This window comes from Serpentinimonas raichei, from assembly GCF_000828895.1.
Classification (GTDB): Bacteria; Pseudomonadota; Gammaproteobacteria; order Burkholderiales; family Burkholderiaceae_C; genus Serpentinimonas; species Serpentinimonas raichei.
This window is the reverse complement of sequence record NZ_AP014568.1, coordinates 772,461-799,240: the sequence shown is the minus strand read 5'-3', so window position 1 is coordinate 799,240 and position 26,780 is coordinate 772,461. Positions and strand designations below refer to the sequence as shown.

The window sequence follows — 26,780 nt, the reverse complement described above, 5'->3', positions numbered from 1 at the left end:
GGCGGCGCTGCTACTGCAGCGTGTGCTTGAGCAGGGGCAGATTGGGCAACTGCACGATCGGCACCCCGGACCCTATCAGCTCGGCGGCTTGCTCTGCCGTGGTTTGGCCCCGTATGGGCCGCGGCTCGAGTTCACCTTGGTGCATTTGCAGGGCCTGTTGAGCAAATTGCTCGCCCACGTCTTCGGTTTGGGCCAGCACCTGGCGCAACAAGCGCAACGCCTCTGCCTGCTGCCCGGCTGTCGCCGCAGTCAGGATGGGCGCAGACGCAGCAGGGTCGGCCGGCAAAGTGTCGGCAGCGACTGACTTGCCCAGATTGAGGCGGGGCGCACTCAGGCGCTTTTCGATCTTCTGGCTGCCACACAAAGGGCAGTCGATCAGCGCCCGCGACTGCTGCGACTGAAAATCGGCGTCGGAACCGAACCAGCCTTCAAACAGATGCCCCTGCTCACAGGCCAGATCGAGCACCTTCATGCCGAGGCTTCAGGTGCGACGGACCAGCATGTAGCGAATGACAAAGCCGGGAAAGGCAAAGGTGAGAAACAGGGAAATGGTGACGACGTAGAACTGCCAGCCTTGCGGGTAGATCTGCCCTTGGCTGAGTTCGATGCCTTTGGCTATGGCGCCTACGATGAAGTAACAGGCCAGCAGCTCGGCAAAGCGCAACCACAGCGGTTTGATGCCACCCTTGTAGGGCAGCACCAAGAAAACGCGCTGACTCATGAACGGCAGGTTGGCAAACACCAGCGCCAAGCCCAACACCAGAAAAACGTAGAAGTCTTGATTCATGCTAGATAGCTTAACTCAAACCAGCAGCGACGCAATGGCTTGCGCGCAAAGGGCGAGCAGCGCACCGGGAAATAGCCCCAGCAGCAGCAGCAGCGCCCCGTTGAGCGAGAGCACCGCGCGCAGCTCCAGCGGGGCCGAAATGGCCGCCGTTTGCGTGGGCGCATCGAAGTACATCACCTTGACCACGCGCAGGTAGTAGAACGCGCCCACCAGCGACATCAGCACCGCAAACACCGCCAGCCACAGATAGATTCCATCGCCTGCGGCCAACAGCGCCTGCAGCACCGTGAGCTTGGCGTAAAAGCCCACCAGCGGCGGCACCCCGGCAAGCGAGAACATGCCCGCCGCCATCACACCGGCGTAAAGCGGGCTGCGCTGGTTCAGGCCGGCCAGGTCGTTGATTTCTTCGGACTCGAAGCCGTCGCGGCTGAGCAGCAAAATCACGCCAAACACCGCCAGCGTGGTGAGCACGTAGGTGATGATGTAGAACATGGCGGCGCTGTAGGCGGTGCTCATGTTGGCGGTGTTGCCATCGGCCCCAACCCCGGCCACAAAAGCCAGCAACAAAAAGCCCACTTGCGCGATGGTCGAAAAGGCCAACATGCGCTTGAGGTTGCTCTGCGCCACCGCCGCCAAGTTGCCGACGATCAAGGAGAGCACCGCCAGCACCGCCAGCATCTGCTGCCAGTCGAAGGCCAGCGCGGGCATGCCTTCCACCAGCAGCCGCATCACGATGGCAAAGGCGGCCAGCTTGGGGGCCGAGGCGATAAACAGCGTGATCGCCGTCGGTGCGCCGTGATAGACATCGGGCACCCACATATGAAAGGGCACCGCCCCGAGCTTGAAGGCCAGCCCAGCCACCACGAACACCAGCCCCAGCATCAGCACCTGCGGCTGCGCCACCCCGGCCTCGATCGCCACGGCCATCGCGCGTATGTCCAGCGTACCCGTGGCGCCATAGACCAGCGACATGCCGTAGAGCAGGAAACCGCTGGCCAGCGCACCCAGCACAAAGTACTTCATGGCCGCTTCGGTGGCGCGCAGGTCGTCGCGGCGCAGCGCCACCAGCGCAAAGCTCGACAGCGCCAGCAGCTCCAGCCCGAGGTAGATGATGAGCAGGTTGTGGCCCGAGATCATCACGTACATGCCCAGCAGGCCAAACAACCCAAGGGTGTAGAGCTCGCCGCCGCGCATCATCCCGCGCGCCCCGGCGTAGGGCCGGGCATAGATCAGCAGCACCATCATGGTGAGGGCGGCAAAGCACTTGAGCCAGTTGCCCATCGGGTCGCTCACCACCATGCCGCCAAAGCCGCTGAAGGTCTGGCCGCTAAGCGCCGCCGAGCCGGTCAGGAAGGCGGCCGCAGCCAGTGTGAGCAGCGTCAGGTAATGCGTGGCCCAGCGCTGCGGCGACTTGAGAAACAAATCGTAAATGGCGATCACGCAGACCATCACCAGCAGCAGCAGCTCGGGGGTGATCGCGGCCCAACTCAATCGGTCAATCATGGGGTGGCTCTTTCAAATCCAGATGGGGCGGGCGAATCAGGGCAGCTTGCTGACCGAGATGTGCTGCAGCAGCTCGGTCACGGCGGGCATCATCACGTCGGTGAAGGGCTTGGGAAAGACGCCCATGAACAACACCGCCAGCGCCAGCACGGCCAACACGAAGTATTCGCGGGCGTTGATGTCGAACAGCGCTTTTACGTTGTCGTTGGCCACCGCGCCCAGATAGACGCGCTTGAACATCAGCAGCGAATAGGCCGCGCCCAGTATGAGCGCCGTGGCGGCCCCGAGGCCGATCCAGAAATTGGCTTGCACCGCACCCAGAATCACCATCCACTCGCCCACAAAACCGGCGGTGCCTGGCATGCCGGCGTTGGCCATGGTGAACAGCAGCGCAAAGGCGGCAAACTTGGGCATGGGGTTGATGACGCCGCCGTAGTCGGAGATTTCACGCGAGTGCATGCGGTCGTAGAGCACGCCGATGCACAGGAACATGGCGGCCGAGACGAAGCCGTGCGCGATCATCTGCACGATGGCGCCGGCCAGCGCCAGCTCGTTGAACAGGAAAAAGCCCAGCGTGACAAAGCCCATGTGCGCCACCGAGGAGTAGGCCACCAGCTTTTTCATGTCCTGCTGCACCAGCGCCACCAGCCCGACGTAGATCACGGCGATGAGCGAGAGCGCAATCATCAGCCAAGCCCACTCTTGCGAGGCGTCTGGGGTGATGGGCAGCGAAAAGCGCAAAAAGCCGTAAGCGCCGAGCTTGAGCATGATCGCTGCCAGCACCGCCGAACCGGCGGTCGGGGCTTCCACGTGCACATCGGGCAACCAGGTGTGCACCGGCCACATCGGCACCTTGACGGCAAAGGCCGCCAAGAAGGCAAAGAACAGCAGCGTCTGCTCGGTGCTGGTGAGCGGCAAGTCGTACCAGACCTGGAAGTCGAAGCTGCCACCCGAAGCGTTGTAGAGGTAGATCAGCGCCAGCAGCATCAGCAGCGAGCCGAGCAGCGTGTAGAGGAAGAACTTGTAGGCGGCGTAGATGCGGTTCGGTCCGCCCCAGATGCCGATGATCAGGTACATCGGGATCAGGGTGGCTTCGAAGAACAGGAAGAACAGCAGCGCGTCCTGGGCCGCAAAGACGCCGATCATGGCCCCCGACAAGATCAAAAAGGCGCCCATGTACTGGTGCACGCGCTCGGTGATCGACTCCCAACTGGCAATCACGGCGATCACCGTGGTAAAGGCCGTGAGCAAAATCAGCCACAGCGAAATGCCATCGACACCGACGTGGTAGTGAACATTGAAGCGCTCGATCCAGAGCACTTTTTCGACGAACTGAAACCCGGCTGCGCCGATTTCAAAGCCGGTGTAGAGCGGCAGGGTGACGGCCAACCCGAGCAGGGAAGCGGCCAGCGCCACCCAGCGCACCTGCTGCGAACTCAGGCGGCGACCAAAGGCCAGCAGCGCGGCACCGAGAAGGATCGGGGTCCAGATCGCAAGGCTAAGCAAACCCATGTTGTTGTTCTCCTTAGCGCCAGACGAAGTAGGTCATGAGCGCGAGCACGCCCACGATCATCACAAAAGCATAGTGGTAGAGGTAGCCGGTCTGCGCCTGGCGCACCACCGCCGCGATGCGGCCCACCAGCTTCCAGCTCATATTCACCACCCCGGCTTCGATCAGGCCACGGTCGCCGCCCTTCCAGAGCCCGCTGCCGAGCGCCATGGTGGCGCGCGCGATCACCTTTTCGTTGAACCAGTCGAGGTAGTACTTGTTTTCCAGCAGCACCACCAGCGGGCGCAGCTTGTGCGCAATCACGGGTGCCAGCTTCGGGTTGTGCAGGTACAAATACCAGGCCAGCAAGGCACCGGCAATGGCCAGATAGAGCCCGATGGAGCTGAAGGCTTTGAGGGCAAAGGCCAGCGGGCCGTGATACAGCGCAGCCAGTTCGGTCATGGCTGGGTGCAGCACGTGGTTGACGTGCACGGCATCGGCCAGAAAATCGCCAAACAGCATCGGGCCGATGGTCAGGTAACCGATCACCACCGAGGGCACCGCCAGCAGCAAGAGCGGCACCGTCACCACCCAAGGCGACTCGTGCGGTTTCTCGTCGTGGCCGTGGTGGCCATGGTCGTCGTGGTGCGCGTCCGGGTTCAGGTGGTAGCGCTCGGGGCCGTGAAAGACCATGAAGTAGAGCCGGAACGAGTAGAACGAGGTCACGAACACGCCCGCCAGCAAGGCGTAGTAGGCAAAGGTGGCCGCTGGCAGGCCGCTGAAATCGGCTGAGAGCTTGATCGCTTCCTTGGAGTAGTAGCCCGAAAACAGCGGCATCCCGACCAGCGCCAGCGTACCCAGTAAGGCCGTGATCCAAGTGATGGGCATGTACTTGCGCAAGCCGCCCATCCAGCGCATGTCTTGGTTGTGGTGCAGGCCCATGATCACCGAGCCCGCAGCCAAGAACAGCAGCGCCTTGAAGAACGCGTGCGTCATGAGGTGGAACAGCGCCACCGAGTAGGCCGAAGCGCCCAGCGCCACCGTCATGTAGCCCAGTTGCGACAGGGTGGAATAGGCCACCACGCGCTTGATGTCGTTTTGCACCATGCCCAGCAAGCCCATGAACAGCGCGGTGATGGCGCCGATGATGAGGATGAAGTTGAGCGCCGCGTCCGAGAGCTCGAACACCGGCGACATGCGCGCGACCATGAAGATGCCGGCCGTGACCATGGTGGCGGCGTGGATCAGGGCCGAGATCGGGGTCGGGCCTTCCATCGAGTCGGGCAGCCAGACGTGCAGCGGGAACTGGGCCGATTTGCCCATGGCACCGATGAACAGGCAGATGGCGATCACCGTCACCAGCAGCGCTTCCTGGCCCAAGATGTACCACGGGAATTCGACCGTGGCCAGTTCGGGCAGCTTGGCAAAAATTTCGCTGTAGTTCAGGCTGCCGGTGTAGGCGGCGATGAGCGCGATGCCCAAAAGGAAGCCAAAGTCGCCCACGCGGTTGACCAAAAAGGCCTTCATGTTGGCAAAGATCGCCGTCGGGCGCTTGTACCAAAAGCCGATCAGCAGGTACGACACCAGCCCCACCGCTTCCCACGCAAAGAACAGTTGCAGCAGGTTGTTGCTCATGACCAGCATGAGCATCGAGAAGGTAAAGAGCGAGATGTAGCAGAAGAAGCGGTTGTAGCCCTCGTCTTCCTCCATGTAGCCGATGGTGTAGATGTGCACCATGAGCGAGACGAAGGTGACGACGGCCATCATCATGGCGGTGAGGCCATCGACCATGAAGCCGATCTCCATCGTCAGCCCGCCGATCACCATCCACTCGTAGATCGAGTCGTTGAAGCGTGCGCCGTCGATCACGTCGAGCAGCACAGCGACCGACAAGATGAAGGAAACCAGCACGCCCAGGATGGCGATGGTGTGGCACAGGCGGCGCCCGAACCAGTTGCCGCCCAAGCGGGTGCCAAAGATGCCGACCAGCACCGCGCCGATCAAGGGCGCCAGCGGCACCGCCAGCAGCGTGCTTGCAGAAAGGGTAGTACTCATGCTTGTGACTGTCCTTGTGGCCTGTCAGCCCTTGAGCGCGTTGAGCTCATCGACGCGGATCGATTGGCGGTTGCGGAACAACAGCACCAAAATTGCCAACCCGATGGCCGATTCGGCCGCCGCCACGGTGAGGATGAAGAACACGAACACCTGCCCGTGCAGATCGCCGTGGAAGTAGGCAAAAGCGACAAAGTTGATGTTGACCGCCAGCAGCATCAGCTCGATGCACATCAGCAGCACGATCAGGTTGCGCCGGTTCAGGAAAATGCCCACCACCGAGAGCGCAAACAGCAGCGCCCCGAGCGAGAGGAAATGCCCCAGAGTGAGCGTGGTCATCATGGCTGGCCCTCCTTGGCCTGGGCGGCAGGGGCTTGGTCTGGCGCAGCCGCAGCGGGCTTGGGTGTGGGCGGCATGTGCAGCACTTGCAAGCGGTCGGCGGCCTTGACGCGCACCTGAATGCTGGCGTCGATGGCCTTGCTGTCTTTGCGCTCGCGCAGCACCAGCGCGATGGCGGCGATCATGCCCACCAGCAAAATCACGCCGGCGATCTGCACCGGGTACAGGTAGGCGGAATAGAGCAGCAAGCCGAGCTCCAGCGTGTTCTCATGCCCCGGCACGTGCATGCCGCGGGTGAGCACCGCCGGATCGACCGTCATCTGGGGGAAGCCAAACCAGAGCACCACGATCAACTGCACGCTGATCACGGCCCCTAGCAGCGCGGTGATCGGGAAATGGCGCCAAAAGCCCTTGCGCAAGACCTCGGTGTTGATGTCCATCATCATGACGACGAACAAAAACAGCACCATCACCGCGCCCAGATAGACCAGTACCAGCGTGATGGCCAGAAACTCGGCCTTGAGCAGCAAAAAGATCGCCGCCGCCTGCGAGAAGGCCAGCATCAGGTACAGCACCGCGTGCACCGCGTTGCGCGCCGTGATGACCTTGAACGCCGCAAACAACAGCAGCGCCGCAAAGACGTAGAAAAAACCCGCTTGAAAATCCATATCGTGTTCTGCCTGGTTAGCGCTCGGGTTCAGCGGTAGGGTGCATCCGCCGCGCGGGCGGCTGCGATCTCTTTTTCGTAGCGGTCGCCCACGGCCAGCAGCATCTCTTTGGTGAAATACAGGTCGCCACGCTTTTCACCGTGGTATTCGAGGATGTGGGTCTCGACGATGGCATCGACCGGGCAGGCCTCTTCGCAAAAGCCGCAGAAAATGCACTTGGTGAGGTCGATGTCGTAGCGCGTGGTGCGCCGGGTGCCATCGTCGCGCTCGGCCGCTTCGATGGTGATGGCCATGGCCGGGCACACCGCTTCGCACAGCTTGCAGGCGATGCAGCGCTCCTCGCCGTCTTCGTAGCGGCGCTGCGCGTGCAGGCCCCGGAAACGCGGCGAGAGCGGGGTTTTTTCTTCCGGGTATTGCAGCGTGACCTTGGGCCTAAAGGCGTAGCGCCCGGTCAGGGCCATGCCCTTGAACAGCTCAACGAGCAGGAAGCTCTTGAGAAAATCTTTCAGCGAGAAAGGTGCAACGGCGGTAGCAGACATGCGAGTGCGCTCCTCTTAATCCCAGATGTTCCAAGGCGTCTGCATCCAGACGGCGACCACCACCAGCCAGATCAGCGTGACGGGGATGAAAACTTTCCAACCCAGACGCATGATCTGGTCGTAGCGGAAGCGCGGGAAGGTGGCGCGGATCCAGATGAACAGCGAGACCACGAAGAAGGTCTTGAGCGCCAGCCAGATCCAGCCGGGGATGAAGTCCAGCGCCGCGATCGGGGCCGACCAGCCACCCAGGAACATCAGCACCGCCAGGATCGAGATCAGCCACATGCTGGCGTATTCGGCCAGGAAGAAGATGGCAAAACGCATGCCCGAGTACTCGACCATGTGGCCGGCCACGATCTCGGCCTCGCCCTCGACCACGTCGAAGGGGTGGCGGTTGGTTTCGGCCACGCCCGAAATGAGGAAGACGATGAAGATCGGCAGCAGCGGCAGCCAGTTCCAAGACAGGAAGTTGAGCCCCATGTCGGCAAACATGCCCTGCTGCTGCGAGGCGACGATCTCGCCCAGTTGCAGGCTGCCCGCAGTCATGACCACCACCAGGAAGCAAAAACCGATGGCGATTTCGTAGCTCACCATCTGCGCCGAGGCGCGCAGCGCACCCAAGAAGGCGTATTTGGAGTTGGCCGCCCAACCAGCGATGATGACGCCATAAACCTCGATCGAGGTGATGGCCAGCAGCAGCAGCAAACCGGCGTTGACGTTGGCCAGCACCGCTTCGGGGCCGAAGGGAATCACGGCCCAGGCCGCCAGCGCCGGCATGATGGCCAGCATCGGGGCGATCCAGAACAGGCCCGGGCTGGCTGCGGTGGGGGTGATGAGCTCTTTGGTGAGCAGCTTGAAGGCGTCGGCGATGGGTTGCAGCAAACCTTGCGGACCGACGCGGTTCGGCCCCAAGCGCACCTGCATGAAGCCGATCAGGCGCCGCTCCCACAGGGTGAGGTAGGCGACGGCGCCCATGAGGGGTGCCACGATGACCATGATTTTGATCAGGGCCCACAGCACCGGCCAGGCGGCTTCTTGCCACCAGGCGGCTGCGAACAGGTTCAGGCCGCCGTAGTAGAGGGCGTCGATCATGCGCGGTCTCCGGTCTGGTGGGCGTGGGCGGCGGTGCGGGCCGCACGGGCGTCGGCGGTTTGCTGCAGCGAAGGGGCACGGCGCACCAGCGCATCAAGCTGGTAAATGCTGGCCACGCAGGGCGTGGCGCTGCCCACGGTGAGGTCGATGGTGGCTTGGCTGCGGTTGTCGAGCCGCTCAGCGGGCACGCACTGGCCGCTGGCCACACCAGGCAGGGCTTGCGCCAGCACGGCTTGCGAGCTGTCGGCATCGAAACCGGGCAGGCCCAGCATTTGGCCCAGCACGCGCAGCACTTTCCAAGCCGGGCGCGCTTCGCCCAGCGGCCGCACCACGGCGTGAAAGCTCTGCAAGCGCCCTTCGGCGTTGACGAAGCTGCCCGAGGTCTCGGTGAAGGGAGCAATGGGCAGCAGCACGTCGCAGTGTTCGAGGTTGGCTTTGAAGGGGCTTAAGCTCACGACCATCTGCGCCTGCGCCAGCCCTTTGCCGCACACCGCCGTGTCGAGCCCGACTTCGGCGTTGAGCAGCAGCACCGCCTTGGCGGCACCGCTCAAAATTTGGGTGGCGTTGAGGCCGCCGGCGCCGGGCAGCGCCTGCACCAGTTGCGCGCCCACGGTGTTGGCGGCTTCGCTCAAGGTGCCCCAGCGCGCGCCGGTGCGTTCTGCGATCCACTGCGCCAGCGCCAGCAAGCTGGATGCCTGCTCGTGGTGCGCGGCGGCGTTGCCCAGCAACAGCGCCTTGCGCTCGCCACCCAGCAGCGAGGCGGCGATGGCGCATGCGCGCTCACTCACGGGCTCGGGGCTGGGCACCGGCGACGCTATGCCCTGCGCTTGCGCCACCGCAGCGGCGATGCCGGCCAACTCCAGCGGCCAACGACCGGCCTCGGCCACCAGCGTGTGCGCCAGCGGCAGCGCCCAGTCTGGCGCCTCGGACACCAGCGCGCTCACTTGGGCGCCGCGGCGTTGCGCCTGGCGGATGCGCTGCGCCAGCAGCGGGTGGTCTTTGCGCAGGTTGGAGCCGATCACCAGCACGCGCTCGAGCGTGGAGAGTTCGGCGATCGGCAGCCCGAGCCAGCGCGCCACACCCGCCGGGGCGGCGTGGCGGTAGTCTGCGGCGCGCAAGCGCGTGTCGATGCTGTGGCTGCCCAGGCCGCGCAGCAGCGCGCCAGCCAGGTGCAGCTCTTCCAGGGTGCAATGCGGGCTGGCCACGGCGCCTATCGCCGCCGCACCGTGATCGGCCTTGATCTGCTGCAAGCCATTGGCCACGTATTCGAGCGCGGTCTGCCAATCCACCGTGCGCCACTGCCCGCCTTGCTTGAGCATGGGCTGCGTCAGGCGCTCGTCGCCGTTGAGGGCTTCGTAGCTGAAGCGGTCGCGGTCGGCGATCCAGCATTCGTTGACGGCCTCGTTCTCCAGCGGCACCACGCGCAGCACGCGGTGGTTTTTTACCTGCACGATCAGGTTGGCGCCGGTGGAGTCGTGCGGGCTGATGCTCTTGCGCCGCGACAGCTCCCAGGTGCGGGCCTGGTAGCGAAAGGGCTTGCTGGTGAGCGCACCCACCGGGCAGATGTCGATCATATTGCCCGACAGCTCGGAGTCCACGGTCTGGCCGACGAAGGTTTCGATCTCGGCGTGCTCGCCGCGGTGGCTCATACCGAGCTCCATCTGGCCGGCGATCTCTTGCCCAAAGCGCACGCAGCGGGTGCAGTGGATGCAGCGGCTCATTTCCTCCATGGAAATCAGCGGACCCGCCTCTTTGTGCGCCACCACGCGCTTTTCTTCCTGGTAGCGCGACTGGCCCGCGCCGTAGCCCACGGCCAAGTCCTGCAACTGGCACTCGCCGCCTTGGTCGCAGATCGGGCAGTCGAGCGGGTGGTTGATGAGCAAAAACTCCATCACCGACTGCTGCGCCTTGATCGCCTTTTCGCTGCGCGTGCGCACGACCATGCCCTGCGTCACCGGGGTGGCGCAAGCCGGCATGGGCTTGGGCGCTTTCTCCACTTCCACCAAGCACATGCGGCAGTTGGCGGCGATGGAGAGCTTTTTGTGGTAGCAGAAATGCGGGATGGTCTGGCCCGCCTTCTCGGCCGCATGCATGATCATGCTGCCTGCTGGCACCTCCACCTTTTTGCCGTCGAGTTCGATTTCAAGCATGGTGTTCTTCTGTTCAAACGGAGGCCGCAACCATGCCGGTCTTGTGTTCGATGTAGTGCTCGAACTCGTGCCGGAAGTGCTTGATCATGCCGCGCACCGGCATTGCTGCCGCGTCGCCCAAGGCGCAGATGGTGCGCCCCATGATGTTTTCCGCCACGTTGTCGAGCAGCGCGAGGTCTTCGGGCCGGCCTTGGCCACGCTCGATGCGGTCCACGATGCGCCACAACCAGCCGGTGCCCTCGCGGCACGGCGTGCACTGGCCGCAGGATTCGTGCATATAAAAATAGCTCAGGCGTTTGAGCGCCTTGACCATGCAGCGGCTGTCGTCGAGCACGATCACCGCGCCCGAGCCGAGCATCGAGCCGGCCTTGCTGATCGAGTCGTAGTCCATGGTGCAACTCAAGATCAGATCAGCGGGCAGCGCCGGCGACGACGAACCACCGGGAATCACCGCCTTGAGCTTGCGTCCTTTGCGCACGCCGCCGGCCAGTTCGAGCAGGGTGCAAAACGAGGTGCACATGGGCACTTCGTAGTTGCCAGGGCGTTCCACGTCGCCGCTGACCGAAAAAATCTTGGTGCCGCCGTTGTTGGGGCGGCCGCAATCGAGGTAGGCCTTGCCGCCATTGCGGATCAGCCACGGCACGGCGGCGAAGGTTTCGGTGTTGTTGATGGTGGTCGGTTTGCCGTACAGGCCAAAGCTGGCCGGGAACGGCGGCTTGAAGCGCGGCTGCCCCTTTTTGCCTTCGAGCGATTCGAGCAGCGCGGTTTCTTCGCCGCAGATGTAGGCCCCAAAACCGTGGTGCGCGTGCAGTTGGAAGCTGAAGTCGGTGCCTAGGATGCGCTCGCCCAAGTAGCCCGCGGCGCGCGCCTGCTCGAGTGCGGCCTCGAAGCGCTCATAGACTTGGAAAATTTCGCCGTGGATGTAGTTGTAGCCCACGCTGGTGCCCATGGCGTAGGCGGCAATGGCCATGCCCTCGATCACCAGATGCGGGTTGTGCATCAGCAGCTCGCGGTCTTTGCAGGTGCCGGGCTCGCCTTCGTCGGAATTGCAGACCAGGTATTTTTGACCCGGGAACTGGCGCGGCATGAAGCTCCATTTGAGGCCGGTGGGAAAGCCGGCCCCGCCACGGCCGCGCAAAGCGGACTCTTTCACGTGGGCGATGACGGCCTCGGGCGTCATCGCCTCGCCGCCGTCAAGCCCAAGGATCTGGCGCAGCGCCGCATAGCCGCCACGCGCCTCGTAGTCGGCCAAACCCCAGTTGCTGCCGTCAAGGCCGACGACCATCTGCGGGCTGATGTGGCGGCCGTGAAAGCAGGTCTCGATGCCGCGCGACTGGAACTGCTCCAGCACCTGGTTGACGTTCATGCTTCTTCCTTTGTCGCAGCGCGCAGGCCGTCGATGAGTTGGTCGAGCTTGTCGGTGCTCATGAAGCTGCACATGTGGCGGTCGTTGACCAGCAACACCGGCGAGTCGGCGCAAGCGCCCAGGCACTCGGACTGTTGCAGCGTGAACAAGCCATCGGCCGTGGTTTGGCCCTTCTGGATGCCCAAGCGGCGCTCCAGGTGTTGCAGCGCGTGCTCCCCGTCGCGCAGCGCGCACGGCAGGTTGGTGCAGACGTTGAGCTTGAAGCGGCCCACCGGCTGCTGGTTGTACATGTTGTAGAAGGTGGTGACTTCGTGCACCGCCATCACCGGCATGCCGAGGATGTCGGCCACGCCCTGCTCGGCCGCTGGGCTGACCCAGCCCTGCTCTTGCTGCACGATGGACAAACAGGCCATGACCGCCGACTGCTTTTGATCGGGCGGGTACTTGGCCACTTCGCGCGCAAAGCGCGCCAAGGTGGCTTCGGAAAAAGCCACGGACTGCAAGGATGGGGTTGCTGCGCTCATCGGTCAATCTCTCCAAACACGATGTCCATGGTGCCGATGATGGCCACCGCGTCAGCCAGCATGTGGCCGCGTGCCATTTCATCGAGGGCCGCCAGATGCGGGAAGCCTGGCGCCCGGATTTTGAGCCGGTAGGGCTTGTTGGCCCCGTCGCTCACCAAGTAGATGCCAAACTCGCCTTTGGGGTGCTCGACCGCCGCATAGGCCTGGCCTTCGGGCACATGAAAGCCCTCGGTAAAGAGCTTGAAGTGGTGGATCAGCTCCTCCATGCTCGATTTCATGGCTTCGCGCGTGGGCGGGGCCACCTTGTGGTTGTCGGTGATCACCGGCCCGGGGTTGGCGCGCAGCCAAGTGATGCACTGCTGGATGATGCGGTTGGACTGCTTCATCTCCTCCATGCGCACCAGGTAGCGGTCGTAGGTGTCGCCGGTCTTGCCCACGGGCACGTCGAATTCCATCTGGGCGTAGGCGTCGTAGGGCTGCTTTTTGCGCAAGTCCCAGGCGATTCCGCTGCCGCGTAGCATGGGGCCGGTGAGCCCCATATTGAGCGCGCGCTCGGGGCTGATGACGCCAATGCCCACGGTGCGCTGCTTCCAGATGCGGTTGTCGGTCAATAGGGTGTGGTATTCGCCCAGATAGACCGGGAAGCGCTGCGTGAAGTCTTCGATGAAATCGAGCAGCGAGCCTTGCCGGTTGCGATTCAGATCGGCCGTGGAACGGGCGTTGCGGATCTTGTTTTCGGCGTGCCGGGGCATGGCATCAGGCAAGTCGCGGTACACGCCGCCGGGGCGGAAATAGGCCGCGTGCATGCGCGCCCCTGAGACCGCCTCGTACATATCGAACAGGTCTTCGCGCTCGCGAAAGGCGTAGATCAGGATGGTGGAGCTGCCGCAGTCGTTGCCGTGCGAGCCCAGCCACATCAGGTGGTTGAGCAAGCGCGTGATCTCGCTGAACATGACGCGGATGTACTGGGCGCGAATGGGCACCGAGATGTTGAGCAGCTTTTCGATTGCCAGGCAATAGGCGTGCTCGTTGCACATCATGGAGACGTAATCGAGCCGGTCCATATAGGGCAGCGACTGGATGTAGGTCTTGTGCTCGGCCAGCTTCTCGGTGGCGCGGTGCAGCAGTCCGATGTGTGGGTCGGCGCGTTGCACGACTTCGCCATCGAGCTCCAGCACCAAGCGCAGCACGCCGTGGGCGGCCGGGTGCTGGGGCCCGAAGTTGAGGGTGTAGTTCTTGATTTCAGCCATGTTTTGATCCGCTCCAACGGCTTTTAGCGCAGGCCACTGCCGTAATGGTCTTCGCGCACGATGCGCGGCGTGTTCTCACGCGGCTCGATGGTGATCGGCTCATAGACCACGCGGCGGCGTTCCGGGTCGTAACGCATTTCGACATGGCCCGAGAGCGGAAAATCTTTGCGAAACGGGTGCCCGATGAAGCCGTAATCGGTCAGGATGCGGCGCAAATCGGGGTGCCCTTCAAACACGATGCCGTACAGGTCGAAGGCTTCGCGCTCGTACCAGTTGGCGGCGGACCACAAGGCGCTGAGAGAATCGATTTGCGGCCAGTCGTCGTCGGGGCAAAACACGCGCACGCGCACACGCTGATTGAGCGAAACCGACAGCAAATGCACCACCACGGCAAAACGCGGACCGCTCCAAGGCAGGTTGCGGTATTCGGAATAGTCGATGCCGCACAGGTCGATCAACTGCTCAAAGCGGCAGCCGGTGGCGTCGCGCAGGGTCTGCATCACGCCCAAATAATGCGCTGGCGCCACCTCGATATCGATCTCGCCACTGGCGCTCACCTGCACCGTGGCGCGCTCCTGCAAGGCCAGCGCCAGCGTTTGCTGCACCGTGGCCAGCGGCAGTTGCGTCCATGCGCCCAGATGATCGGCCCCGGAACTTGCTTGTGTCATGGCTGTGCCTTTCGCTGCTCAGACGCGGGCGATGGTTTGGGTGCGGCGGATTTTTTGCTGCAACTGGATGATGCCGTAGATCAAGGCCTCGGCCGTGGGCGGACAGCCCGGCACATAGACATCCACCGGCACCACGCGGTCGCAGCCGCGCACCACCGAGTAGCTGTAGTGGTAGTAGCCGCCGCCGTTGGCACAGGAGCCCATGCTGATGACCCAGCGCGGCTCGGCCATTTGGTCATAGACCTTGCGCAGCGCAGGTGCCATTTTGTTGCACAGGGTGCCGGCGACGATCATCAGATCGGACTGGCGCGGACTGGCGCGAAACACCTCGGCCCCAAAACGCCCGAGGTCGTAACGGGCCGCCGCCGAGTGCATCATTTCGACCGCACAGCAGGCCAAGCCGAATGTCATGGGCCAGATGGAGCCGGTTTTGGCCCAGTTCACCACCGAGTCGTAACTGGTCGTGACAAAGCCCTGCTTGAGTACGCCTTCGATCATCGCATTCGTCCTTGTGTAAATGATCTGCCGCTGCCGCCATGGCAGGCGGACGACAAACCGCTCACTCCCAATCCAGCGCCCCTTTTTTCCACTCGTAGATGAAGCCTACGGTGAGGATGGCGAGAAACATCATGCCGGCCAAGAAGCCGGTAAAACCGATTTCACTGAAAGCCACCGCCCACGGAAACAAAAAGGCGATTTCAAGATCGAAAAGGATGAACAGAATGGCCACAAGGTAATAGCGCACATCGAACTTCATGCGCGCGTCCTCAAAGGCCTCGAAGCCGCACTCGTAGGGGGAGTTCTTTTCGGGGTCGGGCCGATTGGGGCCCAAGACATAACCGATGACTTGAGGCAACACCCCAACAGCGAGACCGACCAGAATAAACAAGAGTACAGGCAGGTAAAGCTCTAGATTCATCTTGATGCCCCACAGATTCAAACCATGCGGCAGCACAGCGCTGCTGCGCGTAGGTTAATACTTGATTGGTGCCGACGGCGAGACTCGAACTCGCACAGCTTTCGCCACTACCCCCTCAAGATAGCGTGTCTACCAATTTCACCACGTCGGCCAAATGTTGCGTCAGGCAAGTGTGTTTGGCTGCACCGCACACACTGCTCAACAGACCCAGATTTTACCCCGAAAAACCGGGGCAAACTTTACAAAACCTTACTGTGCGGGAATTTGACCGACACCCGCAGGCGGAGCAACCGGGGCAGCCGGAATCTGGTCCGCCGGCGTCGGTGGGGCGACGGGGAGCGTTTCCAGCACGGTGCCAGCCCCAGCTTGGGGTGCCTGACCAAAATAGGCCAAGGCCAAGGTGCAGCTCAGGAACACCGTCGCCAAAATGGCGGTGCTGCGCGACATGAAGTTGGAGCCCCCGCTGGCGCCAAACAAGGTGGCGGCACCGGAACTGCCGCCCCCGAGCGAGGCACCGGCATCGGCCCCTTTGCCGTGCTGCACCAGAATCAGGCCGATCATCACCAGCGCCGACAGCAGTTGCACCGCCAGCAGAAGGGTCAACAAAATATTACTCATGGGAACAAAACTCCAACAATCAGTTTGACAGCGCCACAACCGGGCTGGCCGCGGCAATGGACAAAAACGAGGCGGCTTTGAGCGATGCGCCGCCGATCAGCCCGCCATCGATGTCGGGCTGGCGCAGCAGCTCGGCCGCGTTGGCCGCGTTCATGCTGCCACCGTAGAGGATGCGGTTGCGCTCGGCCTGCGCCGTGGCGGCGCGCAACTGGGCGCGCAGCACCGCATGCACCGCCTGCGCCTGCTCGGCGCTGGCGCTCAAGCCGGTGCCGATGGCCCACACCGGCTCGTAGGCGACCACGATCTCGCTGCAGCAGTGGCCCACCGCATGAATGACGGCCGACAACTGGCGCTTGACGACGAACTCGGTGCGGCCGGCCTCGCGGTCGGGCAGCGTCTCGCCCACGCAGACGATCGGGGTCAGGCCCGCGGCGAGCGCACGCTGCGCCTTGAGTGCGACCAAGTCGTCGCTCTCGCCGTGGTATTGGCGCCGCTCGGAGTGGCCGACGATCACGTAGCGGCTGCCGCAGTCGCGCAGCATGGCCGCACTCACCTCACCGGTGTAGGCCCCGCCCTCGTGCGCCGACACATCTTGCGCGCCCCAGTCTATGCCGCTGCCCTGCAAAGCCGCTTGCAATTGCAGCAGGTACGGGGCCGGGGCACACAAGGCCAGCTCGGATTGTGCCGGGTTGAAGCCCGCCTTGAGCGCGGCCAGCAGCTCGGCATTGGCCGCTTGGCTGCCGTTCATCTTCCAGTTGCCGACGATCAGTTTCTTGCGCATGGTGGACTCTCAGATACCTTGCAGCGGCCGGGGTTCAGTCATCTTGCGCCGCTTGCGGCTGCTGCGCCGGGGCCGACTGCACCTCGTCGCGGTCCAGCAGCGCCTTCATCGACAGCTTGATGCGGCCTTTTTCGTCGGTTTCCAGCACCTTGACTTTGACCACTTGGCCCTCTTTGAGGAAGTCGGTGACTTTTTCGACGCGCTGGTGCGCGATCTGGCTGATGTGCAGCAGGCCGTCTTTGCCTGGCAGCAGGTTGACCAAGGCACCGAAATCGAGGATTTTGGTGATCGCGCCTTCATAGACCTTGCCGATTTCGACTTCGGCCGTGATGGCCTCGATGCGCCGCTTGGCCTCTTCGGCCTTGGCCGATTCGTTGCTGGCGATGGTGATGGTGCCGTCTTCGGCGATGTCGATCTGGGTGCCGGTTTCTTCGGTCAGGGCACGGATGGTGGCACCCCCCTTGCCGATCACGTCGCGGATTTTCTCCGGGTTGATCTTCATGGTGTAGAGGCGCGGGGCGAAGTCGCTGATTTCGGTGTTGGCTGAACCCATCGCCGCCTGCATCTCGCCCAAGATGTGCAGCCGCGCCTCTTTGGCCTGCGCCAGCGCCACTTGCATGATTTCTTTGGTGATGCCCTGGATTTTGATGTCCATCTGCAAGGCCGTGATGCCGCCGGTGGTGCCCGCGACCTTGAAATCCATATCGCCCAGGTGGTCTTCGTCACCCAGAATGTCGGTCAGCACGGCAAAGCGGTTGCCGTCTTTGATCAGGCCCATGGCGATGCCGGCCACGTGCGCCTTCATGGGCACGCCCGCATCCATCAGCGCCAGGCAGCCGCCGCAGACCGAGGCCATGGACGAGGAGCCGTTGGATTCGGTGATTTCACTCACCACGCGCAGGGTGTAGGGGAACTCGTCTTTGGGTGGCAGCGCAGCCACCAGAGCGCGCTTGGCCAGCCGGCCGTGGCCGATTTCACGCCGCTTGGGGCTGCCGACGCGGCCGGTTTCGCCGGTGGCAAAGGGCGGCATGTTGTAGTGCAGCATGAAGCGGTCTTCGAAATCGCCCGCCAGCGCATCGACGCGCTGCGCATCGCGCTCGGTGCCCAGGGTGGCGATCACCAGCGCTTGCGTTTCGCCGCGTGTGAACAGCGCCGAGCCGTGGGTGCGTGGCAGAACGCCGGTGCGGATTTCGATCGGGCGCACGGTGCGCGTGTCGCGGCCGTCGATGCGCGGCTCGCCGGCCAGAATCTGGCCGCGCACGATGCCGGCTTCGATGTTGAACAGCAGCTCTTCGACCTTGACCGAGTCGAACTCGACGCCCTCGGCCTTGAGCCCGGCCATGGTGGCGGCGTAGGCCTGGCGGCAGGCTTGGGTGCGCGCCTGTTTGTTGCGGATCTGGTAGGCCGCCACCAGCGCTTCGCGGGCCAGCGCCTCGACGCGCGCGATCAGCGGCTCGTTGCGCGCCGGCGGCTGCCAGTCCCATTCGGGCTTGCCGGCATCGCGCACCAATTCGTTGATGGCGGCAATGGCGATGTTGCCTTGCTCATGGCCAAAGACCACAGCGCCGAGCAGCACTTCTTCCGACAGTTGCTGGGCCTCGCTCTCGACCATCAGCACCGCAGCTTGGGTGCCCGCCACCACCAGATCGAGCTGGCTGTTGGCGCGCTCGGTCTGGCCGGGGTTGAGCAGGTACTGGCCGTTGACGTAGCCGACACGGGCTGCGCCGATGGGGCCGTTGAAGGGGATGCCGCTGATCGACAAGGCGGCGCTGGTGGCGATCAGGGCCGCGATGTCGGCATCGACCTCGGGGTTGAGCGAGAGCGTGTGCACCACCACCTGCACTTCATTGAAGAAGCCTTCGGGAAAGAGCGGGCGGATCGGGCGGTCGATCAGGCGGCTGGTGAGGGTCTCGAACTCGCTTGGGCGGCCTTCGCGCTTGAAGAAGCTACCCGGAATTTTGCCCGCAGCGTAAGATTTTTCGAGGTAATCGACGGTGAGGGGGAAAAAGTCCTGCCCGGACTTGGCCTCGGTTCGGGCGACCACGGTGGCCAGCACCACGGTGCCGTCCATATCGAGCAGCACGGCGCCGCTGGATTGGCGTGCGATCTCGCCGGTTTCAAGGCGCACCGTGTGGCGGCCCCATTGGAAGCTTTTGCTGACTTTGTTAAACAGGCCCATGGGTGTTCCTAAGGTGGGGGGTTGATAGCCCATGCCGAGCCTTCAGAACACGATGCCATTCCAGCGCCGCCGCGGTGCGCGACGGCTTTGGAATGACACAGCTTCGCTCTGAATGAGCACGCAAGGGCAAAGGAAAATGAAGCGCAAAAAACGCCTGCGGCGGCAGGGCTACCGAGGCGTTTTGCACGTTCAAAAGCAGAAAAATTGGGGCAAGTGGGGGCGCAAGCAGGAATGCAAGCGCCGCCGTTTATTTGCGCAGACCCAGTTTCTGAATCAGACCCACGTAGCGGCTGGAGTCTTTGCCTTTAAGGTAGTCGAGCAGCTTGCGCCGACGGCTCACCATTTTGAGCAGACCGCGGCGGCCGTGGTGGTCTTTGGCGTGGGTTTTGAAGTGCGGCGTGAGCTCGTTGATGCGAGCGGTGAGGATGGCGACCTGCACTTCGGGGCTGCCCGTGTCGTGGGCAGAGCGGGCGTTGGCCGAAATGACTTCGGCTTTAACGGATTGAGCGATCATGTAACAACTTTCTAGGGTGACTTGCGACCTGCCGCAGGGTGCATGCAGCCCCAGCGCCAAGGCTTTGGGGGTGCAGCTTGCCGCAACAGACGTGTGTTGACCTGCCCAACAAGGGCAGACTTTCGCATTCTAACCCATGATCACCCGACTTGGCAACGCCTTGCCCCTCATCAAACCGCAGCGAGGCCGACCCCAGCCTTGAGTGCGGCGTGCAGCTCCTGCACCGAAACCACGCCCAGCGAGTCTTGGCATTTGATGCCCTCCACGGCTGCTTCGGCGCCCGAGATGGTGGTGAAGGTGGTGACTCGGTTGGCCAGCGCCGAGGTGCGGATGTAGCGCGAATCGGCAATGGCGTTGCGCCGCTCCTCCACCGTGTTGATGACCATGGCGATGTCGCCGTTTTTGATCAGATCGACGATGTTGGGGCGCCCTTCGGCCACCTTGTTGACCACGGCACACGGCACGCCGGCGGCGTTGAGGGCGGCGGCGCTGCCGCGCGTGGCCACCAGCTCGAAGCCGAGTGCGTGCAGCTCGCGCGCCAGCGCCACCGCGCGCGGCTTGTCGTCGGCCTTGACCGACAAAAACACCTTGCGCACCGCATCGGTCGGGCGCGGCAGTTGCGTGCCCGCCCCCAGTTGCGACTTGACGAAGGCTTCGCCAAAGGTGCGCCCCACGCCCATCACCTCGCCGGTGGATTTCATCTCCGGGCCAAGGATGGTGTCCACGCCAGGGAACTTGACGAAGGGGAACACCGCCTCTTTGACGCTGAAGTACGGCGGCGTGACTTCCTGTGTCATGCCCTGCTGCGCCAGAGTCTGGCCGGCCATGCAGCGCGCCGCCACCTTGGCCAACTGGATGCCGGTGGCCTTGGAGACGAAGGGCACGGTGCGCGAGGCGCGCGGGTTCACTTCGAGCACGAAAATCACATCGGCGCCGTCGATCTGCTGGATCGCGAACTGCACGTTCATCAGCCCCACCACTTGCAGCGCGCCGGCCATGGCGGCCGTCTGGCGCTTGATTTCATCCACCGTGGCCGCGCTCAGGTAGTAGGGCGGCAGCGAGCAGGCCGAATCGCCCGAATGCACCCCGGCTTGTTCGATGTGCTCCATCACGCCGCCGATCAGCACCGCGCCGCTGGCGTCGCGGATGCAATCGACGTCGCACTCGATGGCGTCGCTCAGGAAGCGGTCCAACAGCACCGGGGAGTCGTGGCTGACCTTGACCGCCTCGCGCATGTAGCGCTCGAGGTCGCGCGGCTCGTGCACGATCTCCATCGCCCGGCCGCCCAGCACGTAGCTTGGGCGCACCACCAGCGGGTAGCCCAGCGCAGTGGCCTTGTCCAGCGCGTCGGCTTCGGTGCGCGCGGTGGCGTTGGGCGGCTGGCGCAGCCCCAGGGTGTGCAGCAGTTGCTGGAAGCGCTCGCGGTCTTCGGCGGCGTCGATCATGTCTGGGCTGGTGCCGATGATGGGCACCCCGGCCGCCTCCAGCCCAAGCGCGAGCTTGAGCGGGGTCTGGCCGCCAAACTGCACGATCACGCCCAGCGGCTTCTCTTTGTCCACGATTTCGAGCACGTCTTCGAGCGTGAGCGGCTCGAAGTAGAGCCGGTCCGAGGTGTCGTAGTCGGTCGAGACGGTCTCGGGGTTGCAGTTGACCATCAGGGTCTCGTAGCCGTCTTCGCGCAGCGCCAGCGCGGCGTGTACGCAGCAGTAGTCGAACTCGATGCCCTGGCCGATGCGGTTCGGGCCACCGCCCAGCACCATGATCTTTTTGCGGTTGCTGGGCTCGGCCTCGCACTCTTGTTCGTAGCTCGAATACAGGTAGGCGGTGGCGGTGGCGAACTCGGCGGCGCAGGTGTCCACCCGCTTATAAACCGGGCGCACGCCCAAGGCGTGGCGCTGCGTGCGCACGGCTTGCTCGCTGGTGTGCAGCAGCTTGGCCAGGCGGCGGTCGGAAAAGCCTTTTTGCTTGAGCGTGCGCAGCGTGGGCTCGCCCAAGGCCGCCAGCGCACCCGCGCCGTGTTCGGCGGTGTGCTTGTCTAGCGTGAGCTCGATGCGCACGATGTCTTCGATTTGCACCAGAAACCAGGGGTCGATTTGGGTGAAGTGCTGCACCTCGGCCAGCGTCCAGCCGGCGGCGAAGGCGTCGCCCACGTACCAGATGCGCTCCGGCCCCGGCGCGCCGAGCTCGCGCTCCAGCGTCTCGCGGTCCTGGGTTTTTTCGTTCATGCCATCGACGCCGACTTCGAGCCCGCGCAGCGCCTTCTGGAAGCTCTCTTGGAAGGTGCGCCCGATCGCCATCACTTCGCCCACGGACTTCATCTGCGTCGTCAGACGGCTGTCGGCGGTAGGGAATTTCTCGAAAGCAAAGCGCGGGATCTTGGTCACCACGTAGTCGATCGAGGGCTCGAACGAGGCCGGCGTGGCGCCGCCGGTGATCTCGTTTTTCAGTTCGTCCAGGGTGTAGCCCACCGCCAGCTTGGCCGCCACCTTGGCGATCGGGAAACCGGTCGCCTTCGAGGCCAGCGCCGAGGAGCGCGAGACGCGCGGGTTCATCTCGATCACCACCATGCGCCCATCTTGCGGGTTGAGCGCGAACTGCACGTTGGAGCCGCCGGTATCGACACCGATCTCGCGCAGCACCGCCAGGCTGGCGTTGCGCATGATCTGGTACTCTTTGTCGGTCAGGGTTTGCGCCGGGGCCACGGTGATCGAGTCACCGGTGTGCACGCCCATCGGGTCCAGGTTTTCGATCGAGCAGACGATGATGCAGTTGTCGGCGCGGTCGCGCACCACCTCCATCTCGAATTCTTTCCAGCCCAGCAGCGATTCTTCGATCAACAGCTCGTGCGTCGGCGAGGCTTCCAGGCCGCGCTTGCAGATGGTCTCGAACTCCTCCGGGTTGTAGGCGATGCCGCCGCCGCTGCCGCCCAGGGTGAAGCTGGGCCGGATCACGGTCGGAAAGCCCACCTGCTTTTGCACCTCCCAGGCCTCGGCCAGGCTGTGCGCAATGCCCGAGCGCGCCGAACCCAGGCCGATCTTGGTCATGGCGTCTTTGAACTTGAGCCGGTCTTCGGCTTTGTCGATGGCTTCGGGCGTGGCCCCGATCAGCTCCACCCCGTGCTGCGCCAGCACGCCCTGGCGCCACAGGTCGAGCGCGCAGTTGAGCGCGGTCTGGCCGCCCATGGTGGGCAAAATGGCGAAACCACCGGGGTGCTGGTGGCGCTCTTTGGCGATGATCTTTTCCACCGTCTGCCAGGTGATGGGCTCGATGTAGGTGACATCGGCCGTGGCCGGGTCGGTCATGATGGTGGCCGGGTTGCTGTTGATCAGCACCACGCGGTAGCCCTCCTCGCGCAGCGCCTTGCAGGCTTGCACGCCGGAGTAGTCGAACTCGCAGGCTTGGCCGATGACGATCGGGCCGGCGCCAATGATGAGGATGGTGTGCAGATCGGTGCGCTTGGGCATTATGTGTTCTCCTGGGCCATCAGCGCCGTGAAGCGGTCAAACAGGCTGGCGATGTCGTGCGGGCCGGGCGAGGCCTCGGGGTGGCCCTGAAAGCAAAAGGCGGGGCGGTCGGTGCGCTCCAGCCCCTGCACGGTGCCGTCGAACAGGCTGATGTGGGTCACGCGCAGATGCGCCGGCAGCGATTCGCGCTGCACCGCAAAGCCGTGGTTCTGGCTGGTGATGCCCACGCGCCCACTGGCCAGCTCCTGCACCGGGTGGTTGGCGCCGTGGTGGCCGTGCGGCATCTTGTAGGTTTGTGCGCCGCTGGCCAGCGCCATGATCTGGTGCCCGAGGCAGATGCCGAAAGTGGGCAGGCCGGAGTCGATGAGCTCGCGCGCGGCGGCGATGGCGTAGTCGCAAGGCTGCGGGTCGCCGGGGCCGTTGGACAAAAACACGCCGTCGGGGCGCAGCGCCAGCACCTGGGCGGCCGGGGTCTGGGCCGGCACCACGGTCACGCGGCAGCCGCGTTGCGCCAGCATGCGCAGGATGTTTTTCTTCACGCCAAAGTCGTAGGCCACCACATGAAAGCGCGGCGCGCTCAGCTCGCCATAGCCGGGGCTGCCGTCGGCGCGCGCGAGCTGCCATTCGGTCTGCGTCCACTCGTAGGGCTGCGCCGTGCTCACCACCCGCGCCAGATCCTGCCCGGCCATGCTGGGCGCGCTGCGGGCGGCGGCCAGGGCCTGGGCCGCGTGCGCGTCCGAAAGGGTCTGGCCCTCGGCCAGCGCGAGGATGGCGCCGTTTTGCGCTCCGTGCTGGCGCAGGCGGCGCGTCAGGGCGCGGGTGTCGATGCCCGCAATCGCCACCGTGCCGGCCGCTTGCAGGTACTGCGTGAGCGAGGCGCTGGCGCGAAAGTTCGAGTGCAGCAGCGGCAGGTCTTTGATGATCAGGCCGGCGGCGTGGATGGCATCGGACTCCACGTCTTCGGCGTTGACGCCGGTGTTGCCGATGTGCGGATAGGTGAGCGTGACGAGCTGCTGGCGGTAGCTCGGGTCGGTGAGGATTTCCTGGTAGCCGGTGAGGGCGGTGTTGAACACCACCTCGCCAACGGTTAGTCCAGTGGCACCGATGGCGGTGCCGCGAAAGACCGTGCCGTCGGCGAGCGCGAGCAGGGCTGGGGCGGGGACGGGAAACACAGGACTCTCCAGTTCAATCCGCACCCTTTAGCCGCCGCGCCAGCACGCGCTTGAGGCGCCGAGGGCGGAGGATGGAGCAGCCTTGAGCCGCCGGGTGCGTGGGGTTCGGGTAAACCTTGGAATTATAGCGTGGGGCTCAAGCCCCCCGCTGCACCGCACTGGCATGCAAGCAGATGGCGGCGGCGGCGGCGACGTTGAGCGACTCTTCGCCGCCGGGCTGGGCGATGCGCAGGTGCTGGCTGGCAGCGGCCAGCAGCTCGGGGCTCAGGCCCTGCCCTTCGTGGCCCAGCAGCCAGGCGCAAGGCCAGGGCAGCGCGGCCTGGTGCAGCCACTGCCCTTGGTGCGAGCTGGTGGCCAGCAGCGGCAGTTGCAAGGCCGGCAGATCGGCCAAGGTGGCCGCTTCAACGAGGCGCAGCGCAAAGTGCGCCCCCATGCCGGCGCGCAGCACCTTGGGCGCCCACAGCGCCGCCGTGCCCTTGAGCGCCAGCACCTGCTCAAACCCGAAGGCGGCGGCGCTGCGCAGGATGGAGCCGACGTTGCCCGGGTCTTGTAAGCGGTCCAGCAGCACAGTGGGTCGCCCCGGCTCGGGTGCCACGGCGGCGGGCAAGGGCCACAAAAAGCCCACCGGCGCGCTGGAGCCCAGGCTGCTCACACTGGCCAGCAGGCTGTCGGCCAGTGCCACCCGGCGCACGCTGGGTGGCAAGGCCCAGGCATGGTCCCAGTGCGGGGCCGATTCGGCGCGCAGGAGCAGCGCGGGCAGGTGGCCGCGTGCCAGCAAGGCGCGGCACAGGTGCTCGCCTTCGAGCCAGACCAGACCCAGTTCGCGGCCGGCAGCCCCGTCTTGGCCTAGGCGGCGCAGTTGCTTGACCAGCGCGTTGTCGCGCGAGCGGATGGTTTCGGTGCTCATGGCGGACTGGCTGGCGCCAGCAAGGCCGCCACCGGGGCAAAGCCGCGCCGGTGCAGGGGCGTGGGGCCGCAGCGTTGCAGCGCCTCGAGGTGTGCGGCGGTGCCGTAGCCCTTGTGCCGATCGAAGCCGTAATCGGGGTACTGGGCGTGCCAAGCGTCGCACAGGCGGTCGCGTTGCACCTTGGCCACGATGGAGGCGGCGGCGATGGCGGCCACCCGGTCGTCGCCCTGCACCACGGCTTGCGCGGGCAGGTCGAGCGCGGGCAGCCGGTTGCCATCGACCAGCACCTGCGTCGGGCGCAGCCGCAAACCCGCCACGGCGCGCTGCATCGCCAGCAAGGTGGCCTGCAAGATGTTGAGGCGCTCGATTTCTTCCACGCTGGCCAGCGCGACCGAGCAGCACAGGGCGTGCTCCAGAATCTGCTCGTGCAAGTGCTCGCGCCGCTTCGGGCTAAGCTTTTTCGAGTCGCGCAAGCCCGCGATGGGTTTGCGCGGGTCCAGCATCACGGCGGCGGCCAGCACCGGCCCGGCCAGCGGGCCGCGCCCGGCTTCATCGACACCGGCCACCAGACCGGGCGGATTCCAGCCCAGCGTGTAGGCCTCACGCGGCAAGGATTTGCGCAATCGCATGGCTGGCTCGGGCGGGCATGTCTTGCCGCAGTTGCAGGTGCATCTCGGTAAAGCGCTGGCGCAGCTGCGCCACCGCTGCCGGGTCGTCGAGCCAGGCCAGCGTGGCGCGCGCCAGCGCCTCGGGCTGCACCTGGTCTTGCAGCAGCTCGGGCACCAGGCTTTGCTGGCACAAAATATTGGGCAGCCCGATCCAGGGCGTGCGCCGCTGCTGGTTGGCGACCCAATACGAAAGCCACTGCATGCGGTAGGCGATCACCATGGGGCGCTTGTGCAGCGCGGTTTCGAGCGTGGCGGTGCCGCTGGCCACCAGCGCCACGTCGCAAGCCGCCTGCACCGTGTGCGCTTGCCCCAGCACCAGTTGCACCCGTTCCTCCATGCCAGTCTGAAGCAGCGCCTGCTGCAAGGCCGGGCGCAGGCCCTCGTGCGTGGGCAGCACGAAGCGCAACTGCGGGCGCTGCTGCGCCATCAGGCGCGCGGCGTGCAAGAACGGCAGCGCCAGCGCGGCGATCTCGGCCACCCGGCTGCCCGGCAGCAGCGCCACCACGGTGTCGTCTGGCGCCAGCCCGAGGCGCTGGCGGGCGGCGGCTTGGTCGGGTTCGAGCGCGATCAGGTCGGCCACTGGGTGCCCCACGAAGGTGCCCTCGATGCCGTGGCGCTCCAGCAAAACGGGCTCAAAAGGGAACAGGCACAGCACGTGGCGCACGCTGCGCCGGATGGCGTGCACGCGCCCGGGCCGCCAGGCCCAGATCGAGGGGCAGACCAGTTGGATCGCCGGGATGCCGGCGCGATTGAGCTGGCGCTCCAGCGGCAGGTTGAAATCCGAGGCATCGACGCCGAGGTACACGTCGGGGCGCTGGTGCAGCAGATCGGCCAGCAACTGGCGCCGGATGGCGCTGATGCGCCGATACGCCCACACGCCCTCGACCAGCCCGCGCACGGTGAGTTCGTCGCAGCTCCAGCGCGCCGCAAAGCCCTGCGCCTGCATCAGCGGCCCGCCGATGCCGCTGGCTTGCAAGCCGCTCCAGCGCTGGCGCATGCCGTGCAGCAGCAAGGCGGCAAGCTGGTCGCCGGAGCGCTCCGCCGCCACCATGGCCACGCGCAAGCCCGGGCCCGGCTGCGGCGCAGGCGCAAGACTGGCTGGGTGGGTGGGCGCGGGCGCGGTCGGCACGG

General features: G+C 64.7%; 25 protein-coding genes and 1 tRNA gene. All 26 read right to left on the bottom strand.

Annotated elements, in window-relative coordinates; all coding sequences use genetic code 11:
- Positions 1–10: 10 nt before the first annotated feature.
- The 26 genes from SRAA_RS03775 to lpxB all read right to left on the bottom strand — a co-directional run bounded on the left by SRAA_RS03775 (position 11) and on the right by lpxB (position 26,778).
- Positions 11–472, bottom strand: coding sequence for a DUF1178 family protein (locus SRAA_RS03775; RefSeq protein WP_045531092.1), 462 nt, complete (start codon positions 470–472; stop codon positions 11–13).
- A gap of 9 nt (positions 473–481) precedes the next feature.
- Complete coding sequence (locus tag SRAA_RS03770; protein WP_045531091.1) at positions 482–787, bottom strand: DUF2818 family protein; 306 nt, start codon at positions 785–787, stop codon at positions 482–484.
- A gap of 15 nt (positions 788–802) precedes the next feature.
- Positions 803–2,290, bottom strand: coding sequence for an NADH-quinone oxidoreductase subunit NuoN (gene nuoN, locus SRAA_RS03765; protein ID WP_045531090.1), 1,488 nt, complete (start codon positions 2,288–2,290; stop codon positions 803–805).
- A 36-nt stretch (positions 2,291–2,326) separates the two neighbouring features.
- A complete protein-coding gene (locus tag SRAA_RS03760; RefSeq protein WP_045531089.1) occupies positions 2,327–3,802 on the bottom strand; it encodes an NADH-quinone oxidoreductase subunit M in 1,476 nt (491 codons plus the stop codon).
- A gap of 13 nt (positions 3,803–3,815) precedes the next feature.
- Positions 3,816–5,834 (bottom strand): NADH-quinone oxidoreductase subunit L, encoded by a 2,019-nt coding sequence (nuoL, locus tag SRAA_RS03755; protein ID WP_045531088.1) that lies wholly within the window; start codon positions 5,832–5,834, stop codon positions 3,816–3,818.
- 24 nt (positions 5,835–5,858) lie between these two features.
- Positions 5,859–6,170 carry an NADH-quinone oxidoreductase subunit NuoK gene (nuoK, locus tag SRAA_RS03750; RefSeq protein WP_029462579.1) on the bottom strand — a complete coding sequence of 104 codons (312 nt, stop codon included), beginning with the start codon at positions 6,168–6,170 and terminating at the stop codon, positions 5,859–5,861.
- Positions 6,170–6,838 (bottom strand): NADH-quinone oxidoreductase subunit J, encoded by a 669-nt coding sequence (locus SRAA_RS03745; protein WP_045531087.1) that lies wholly within the window; start codon positions 6,836–6,838, stop codon positions 6,170–6,172. The genes nuoK and SRAA_RS03745 overlap by 1 nt, the downstream gene beginning before the upstream one ends.
- A 29-nt stretch (positions 6,839–6,867) precedes the next feature.
- Positions 6,868–7,377, bottom strand: a complete 510-nt coding sequence (nuoI, locus tag SRAA_RS03740) for an NADH-quinone oxidoreductase subunit NuoI (protein ID WP_029462577.1) — start codon at positions 7,375–7,377, stop codon at positions 6,868–6,870.
- Positions 7,378–7,392: 15 nt separating this feature from the next.
- On the bottom strand, positions 7,393–8,469 hold the full coding sequence (nuoH, locus tag SRAA_RS03735; RefSeq protein ID WP_045531086.1) for an NADH-quinone oxidoreductase subunit NuoH: 1,077 nt from the start codon (positions 8,467–8,469) through the stop codon (positions 7,393–7,395).
- Positions 8,466–10,619, bottom strand: coding sequence for an NADH-quinone oxidoreductase subunit NuoG (nuoG, locus tag SRAA_RS03730; RefSeq protein WP_045531085.1), 2,154 nt, complete (start codon positions 10,617–10,619; stop codon positions 8,466–8,468). Before nuoG ends, nuoH begins: the two co-directional genes overlap by 4 nt.
- Positions 10,620–10,632: 13 nt before the next feature.
- The gene (gene nuoF / locus SRAA_RS03725) at positions 10,633–11,985 is read right to left on the bottom strand and encodes an NADH-quinone oxidoreductase subunit NuoF (RefSeq protein WP_045531083.1); all 1,353 of its coding nucleotides are present in this window, start codon (positions 11,983–11,985) and stop codon (positions 10,633–10,635) included.
- On the bottom strand, positions 11,982–12,509 hold the full coding sequence (nuoE, locus tag SRAA_RS03720) for an NADH-quinone oxidoreductase subunit NuoE (protein WP_045531081.1): 528 nt from the start codon (positions 12,507–12,509) through the stop codon (positions 11,982–11,984). Before nuoE ends, nuoF begins: the two co-directional genes overlap by 4 nt.
- Positions 12,506–13,759, bottom strand: a complete 1,254-nt coding sequence (locus tag SRAA_RS03715) for an NADH-quinone oxidoreductase subunit D (protein ID WP_045531079.1) — start codon at positions 13,757–13,759, stop codon at positions 12,506–12,508. Before SRAA_RS03715 ends, nuoE begins: the two co-directional genes overlap by 4 nt.
- A 23-nt stretch (positions 13,760–13,782) precedes the next feature.
- A complete protein-coding gene (locus tag SRAA_RS03710; protein WP_082039886.1) occupies positions 13,783–14,427 on the bottom strand; it encodes an NADH-quinone oxidoreductase subunit C in 645 nt (214 codons plus the stop codon).
- Positions 14,428–14,445: 18 nt separating this feature from the next.
- Entirely contained in the window at positions 14,446–14,925 is a 480-nt protein-coding gene (locus SRAA_RS03705) for a NuoB/complex I 20 kDa subunit family protein (protein ID WP_029462570.1), read from the bottom strand.
- Between the two features lie 61 nt (positions 14,926–14,986).
- Positions 14,987–15,346, bottom strand: coding sequence for an NADH-quinone oxidoreductase subunit A (locus tag SRAA_RS03700; protein ID WP_045533227.1), 360 nt, complete (start codon positions 15,344–15,346; stop codon positions 14,987–14,989).
- Positions 15,347–15,412: 66 nt separating this feature from the next.
- Positions 15,413–15,497: transfer RNA gene (locus tag SRAA_RS03695), tRNA-Leu, on the bottom strand.
- 98 nt (positions 15,498–15,595) lie between these two features.
- Positions 15,596–15,964, bottom strand: coding sequence for a preprotein translocase subunit SecG (secG, locus tag SRAA_RS03690; RefSeq protein WP_045531077.1), 369 nt, complete (start codon positions 15,962–15,964; stop codon positions 15,596–15,598).
- A 19-nt stretch (positions 15,965–15,983) separates the two neighbouring features.
- The gene (gene tpiA / locus SRAA_RS03685) at positions 15,984–16,745 is read right to left on the bottom strand and encodes a triose-phosphate isomerase (protein WP_045531075.1); all 762 of its coding nucleotides are present in this window, start codon (positions 16,743–16,745) and stop codon (positions 15,984–15,986) included.
- A 34-nt stretch (positions 16,746–16,779) separates the two neighbouring features.
- Entirely contained in the window at positions 16,780–18,924 is a 2,145-nt protein-coding gene (gene pnp / locus SRAA_RS03680; RefSeq protein WP_045531074.1) for a polyribonucleotide nucleotidyltransferase, read from the bottom strand.
- 247 nt (positions 18,925–19,171) lie between these two features.
- Complete coding sequence (rpsO, locus tag SRAA_RS03675) at positions 19,172–19,438, bottom strand: 30S ribosomal protein S15 (protein ID WP_045531072.1); 267 nt, start codon at positions 19,436–19,438, stop codon at positions 19,172–19,174.
- Positions 19,439–19,608: 170 nt separating this feature from the next.
- Positions 19,609–22,902: a carbamoyl-phosphate synthase large subunit gene (carB, locus tag SRAA_RS03670; protein WP_045531070.1), complete on the bottom strand. Its 3,294-nt coding sequence runs from the start codon at positions 22,900–22,902 to the stop codon at positions 19,609–19,611.
- Entirely contained in the window at positions 22,902–24,074 is a 1,173-nt protein-coding gene (carA, locus tag SRAA_RS03665) for a glutamine-hydrolyzing carbamoyl-phosphate synthase small subunit (RefSeq protein WP_144318692.1), read from the bottom strand. Before carA ends, carB begins: the two co-directional genes overlap by 1 nt.
- Before the next feature lie 136 nt (positions 24,075–24,210).
- Positions 24,211–24,981, bottom strand: a complete 771-nt coding sequence (locus tag SRAA_RS03660) for a TrmH family RNA methyltransferase (protein WP_029462562.1) — start codon at positions 24,979–24,981, stop codon at positions 24,211–24,213.
- Positions 24,978–25,610, bottom strand: coding sequence for a ribonuclease HII (gene rnhB, locus SRAA_RS03655; RefSeq protein ID WP_029462561.1), 633 nt, complete (start codon positions 25,608–25,610; stop codon positions 24,978–24,980). Before rnhB ends, SRAA_RS03660 begins: the two co-directional genes overlap by 4 nt.
- Positions 25,582–26,778, bottom strand: coding sequence for a lipid-A-disaccharide synthase (gene lpxB / locus SRAA_RS03650; RefSeq protein ID WP_338056383.1), 1,197 nt, complete (start codon positions 26,776–26,778; stop codon positions 25,582–25,584). The genes rnhB and lpxB overlap by 29 nt, the downstream gene beginning before the upstream one ends.
- Between the last annotated feature and the right edge of the window lie 2 nt (positions 26,779–26,780).

What these genes read in the sequence shown, in the direction of transcription:
- SRAA_RS03775 (WP_045531092.1), bottom strand. Translation starts at nt 472, where the DNA reads ATGAAGGTGCTCGATCTGGCCTGTGAGCAGGGGCATCTGTTTGAAGGC.
- SRAA_RS03770 (WP_045531091.1), bottom strand. Translation starts at nt 787, where the DNA reads ATGAATCAAGACTTCTACGTTTTTCTGGTGTTGGGCTTGGCGCTGGTG.
- nuoN (WP_045531090.1), bottom strand. Translation starts at nt 2,290, where the DNA reads ATGATTGACCGATTGAGTTGGGCCGCGATCACCCCCGAGCTGCTGCTG.
- SRAA_RS03760 (WP_045531089.1), bottom strand. Translation starts at nt 3,802, where the DNA reads ATGGGTTTGCTTAGCCTTGCGATCTGGACCCCGATCCTTCTCGGTGCC.
- nuoL (WP_045531088.1), bottom strand. Translation starts at nt 5,834, where the DNA reads ATGAGTACTACCCTTTCTGCAAGCACGCTGCTGGCGGTGCCGCTGGCG.
- nuoK (WP_029462579.1), bottom strand. Translation starts at nt 6,170, where the DNA reads ATGACCACGCTCACTCTGGGGCATTTCCTCTCGCTCGGGGCGCTGCTG.
- SRAA_RS03745 (WP_045531087.1), bottom strand. Translation starts at nt 6,838, where the DNA reads ATGGATTTTCAAGCGGGTTTTTTCTACGTCTTTGCGGCGCTGCTGTTG.
- nuoI (WP_029462577.1), bottom strand. Translation starts at nt 7,377, where the DNA reads ATGTCTGCTACCGCCGTTGCACCTTTCTCGCTGAAAGATTTTCTCAAG.
- nuoH (WP_045531086.1), bottom strand. Translation starts at nt 8,469, where the DNA reads ATGATCGACGCCCTCTACTACGGCGGCCTGAACCTGTTCGCAGCCGCC.
- nuoG (WP_045531085.1), bottom strand. Translation starts at nt 10,619, where the DNA reads ATGCTTGAAATCGAACTCGACGGCAAAAAGGTGGAGGTGCCAGCAGGC.
- nuoF (WP_045531083.1), bottom strand. Translation starts at nt 11,985, where the DNA reads ATGAACGTCAACCAGGTGCTGGAGCAGTTCCAGTCGCGCGGCATCGAG.
- nuoE (WP_045531081.1), bottom strand. Translation starts at nt 12,509, where the DNA reads ATGAGCGCAGCAACCCCATCCTTGCAGTCCGTGGCTTTTTCCGAAGCC.
- SRAA_RS03715 (WP_045531079.1), bottom strand. Translation starts at nt 13,759, where the DNA reads ATGGCTGAAATCAAGAACTACACCCTCAACTTCGGGCCCCAGCACCCG.
- SRAA_RS03710 (WP_082039886.1), bottom strand. Translation starts at nt 14,427, where the DNA reads ATGACACAAGCAAGTTCCGGGGCCGATCATCTGGGCGCATGGACGCAA.
- SRAA_RS03705 (WP_029462570.1), bottom strand. Translation starts at nt 14,925, where the DNA reads ATGATCGAAGGCGTACTCAAGCAGGGCTTTGTCACGACCAGTTACGAC.
- SRAA_RS03700 (WP_045533227.1), bottom strand. Translation starts at nt 15,346, where the DNA reads ATGAATCTAGAGCTTTACCTGCCTGTACTCTTGTTTATTCTGGTCGGT.
- secG (WP_045531077.1), bottom strand. Translation starts at nt 15,964, where the DNA reads ATGAGTAATATTTTGTTGACCCTTCTGCTGGCGGTGCAACTGCTGTCG.
- tpiA (WP_045531075.1), bottom strand. Translation starts at nt 16,745, where the DNA reads ATGCGCAAGAAACTGATCGTCGGCAACTGGAAGATGAACGGCAGCCAA.
- pnp (WP_045531074.1), bottom strand. Translation starts at nt 18,924, where the DNA reads ATGGGCCTGTTTAACAAAGTCAGCAAAAGCTTCCAATGGGGCCGCCAC.
- rpsO (WP_045531072.1), bottom strand. Translation starts at nt 19,438, where the DNA reads ATGATCGCTCAATCCGTTAAAGCCGAAGTCATTTCGGCCAACGCCCGC.
- carB (WP_045531070.1), bottom strand. Translation starts at nt 22,902, where the DNA reads ATGCCCAAGCGCACCGATCTGCACACCATCCTCATCATTGGCGCCGGC.
- SRAA_RS03660 (WP_029462562.1), bottom strand. Translation starts at nt 24,981, where the DNA reads ATGAGCACCGAAACCATCCGCTCGCGCGACAACGCGCTGGTCAAGCAA.
- rnhB (WP_029462561.1), bottom strand. Translation starts at nt 25,610, where the DNA reads ATGCGATTGCGCAAATCCTTGCCGCGTGAGGCCTACACGCTGGGCTGG.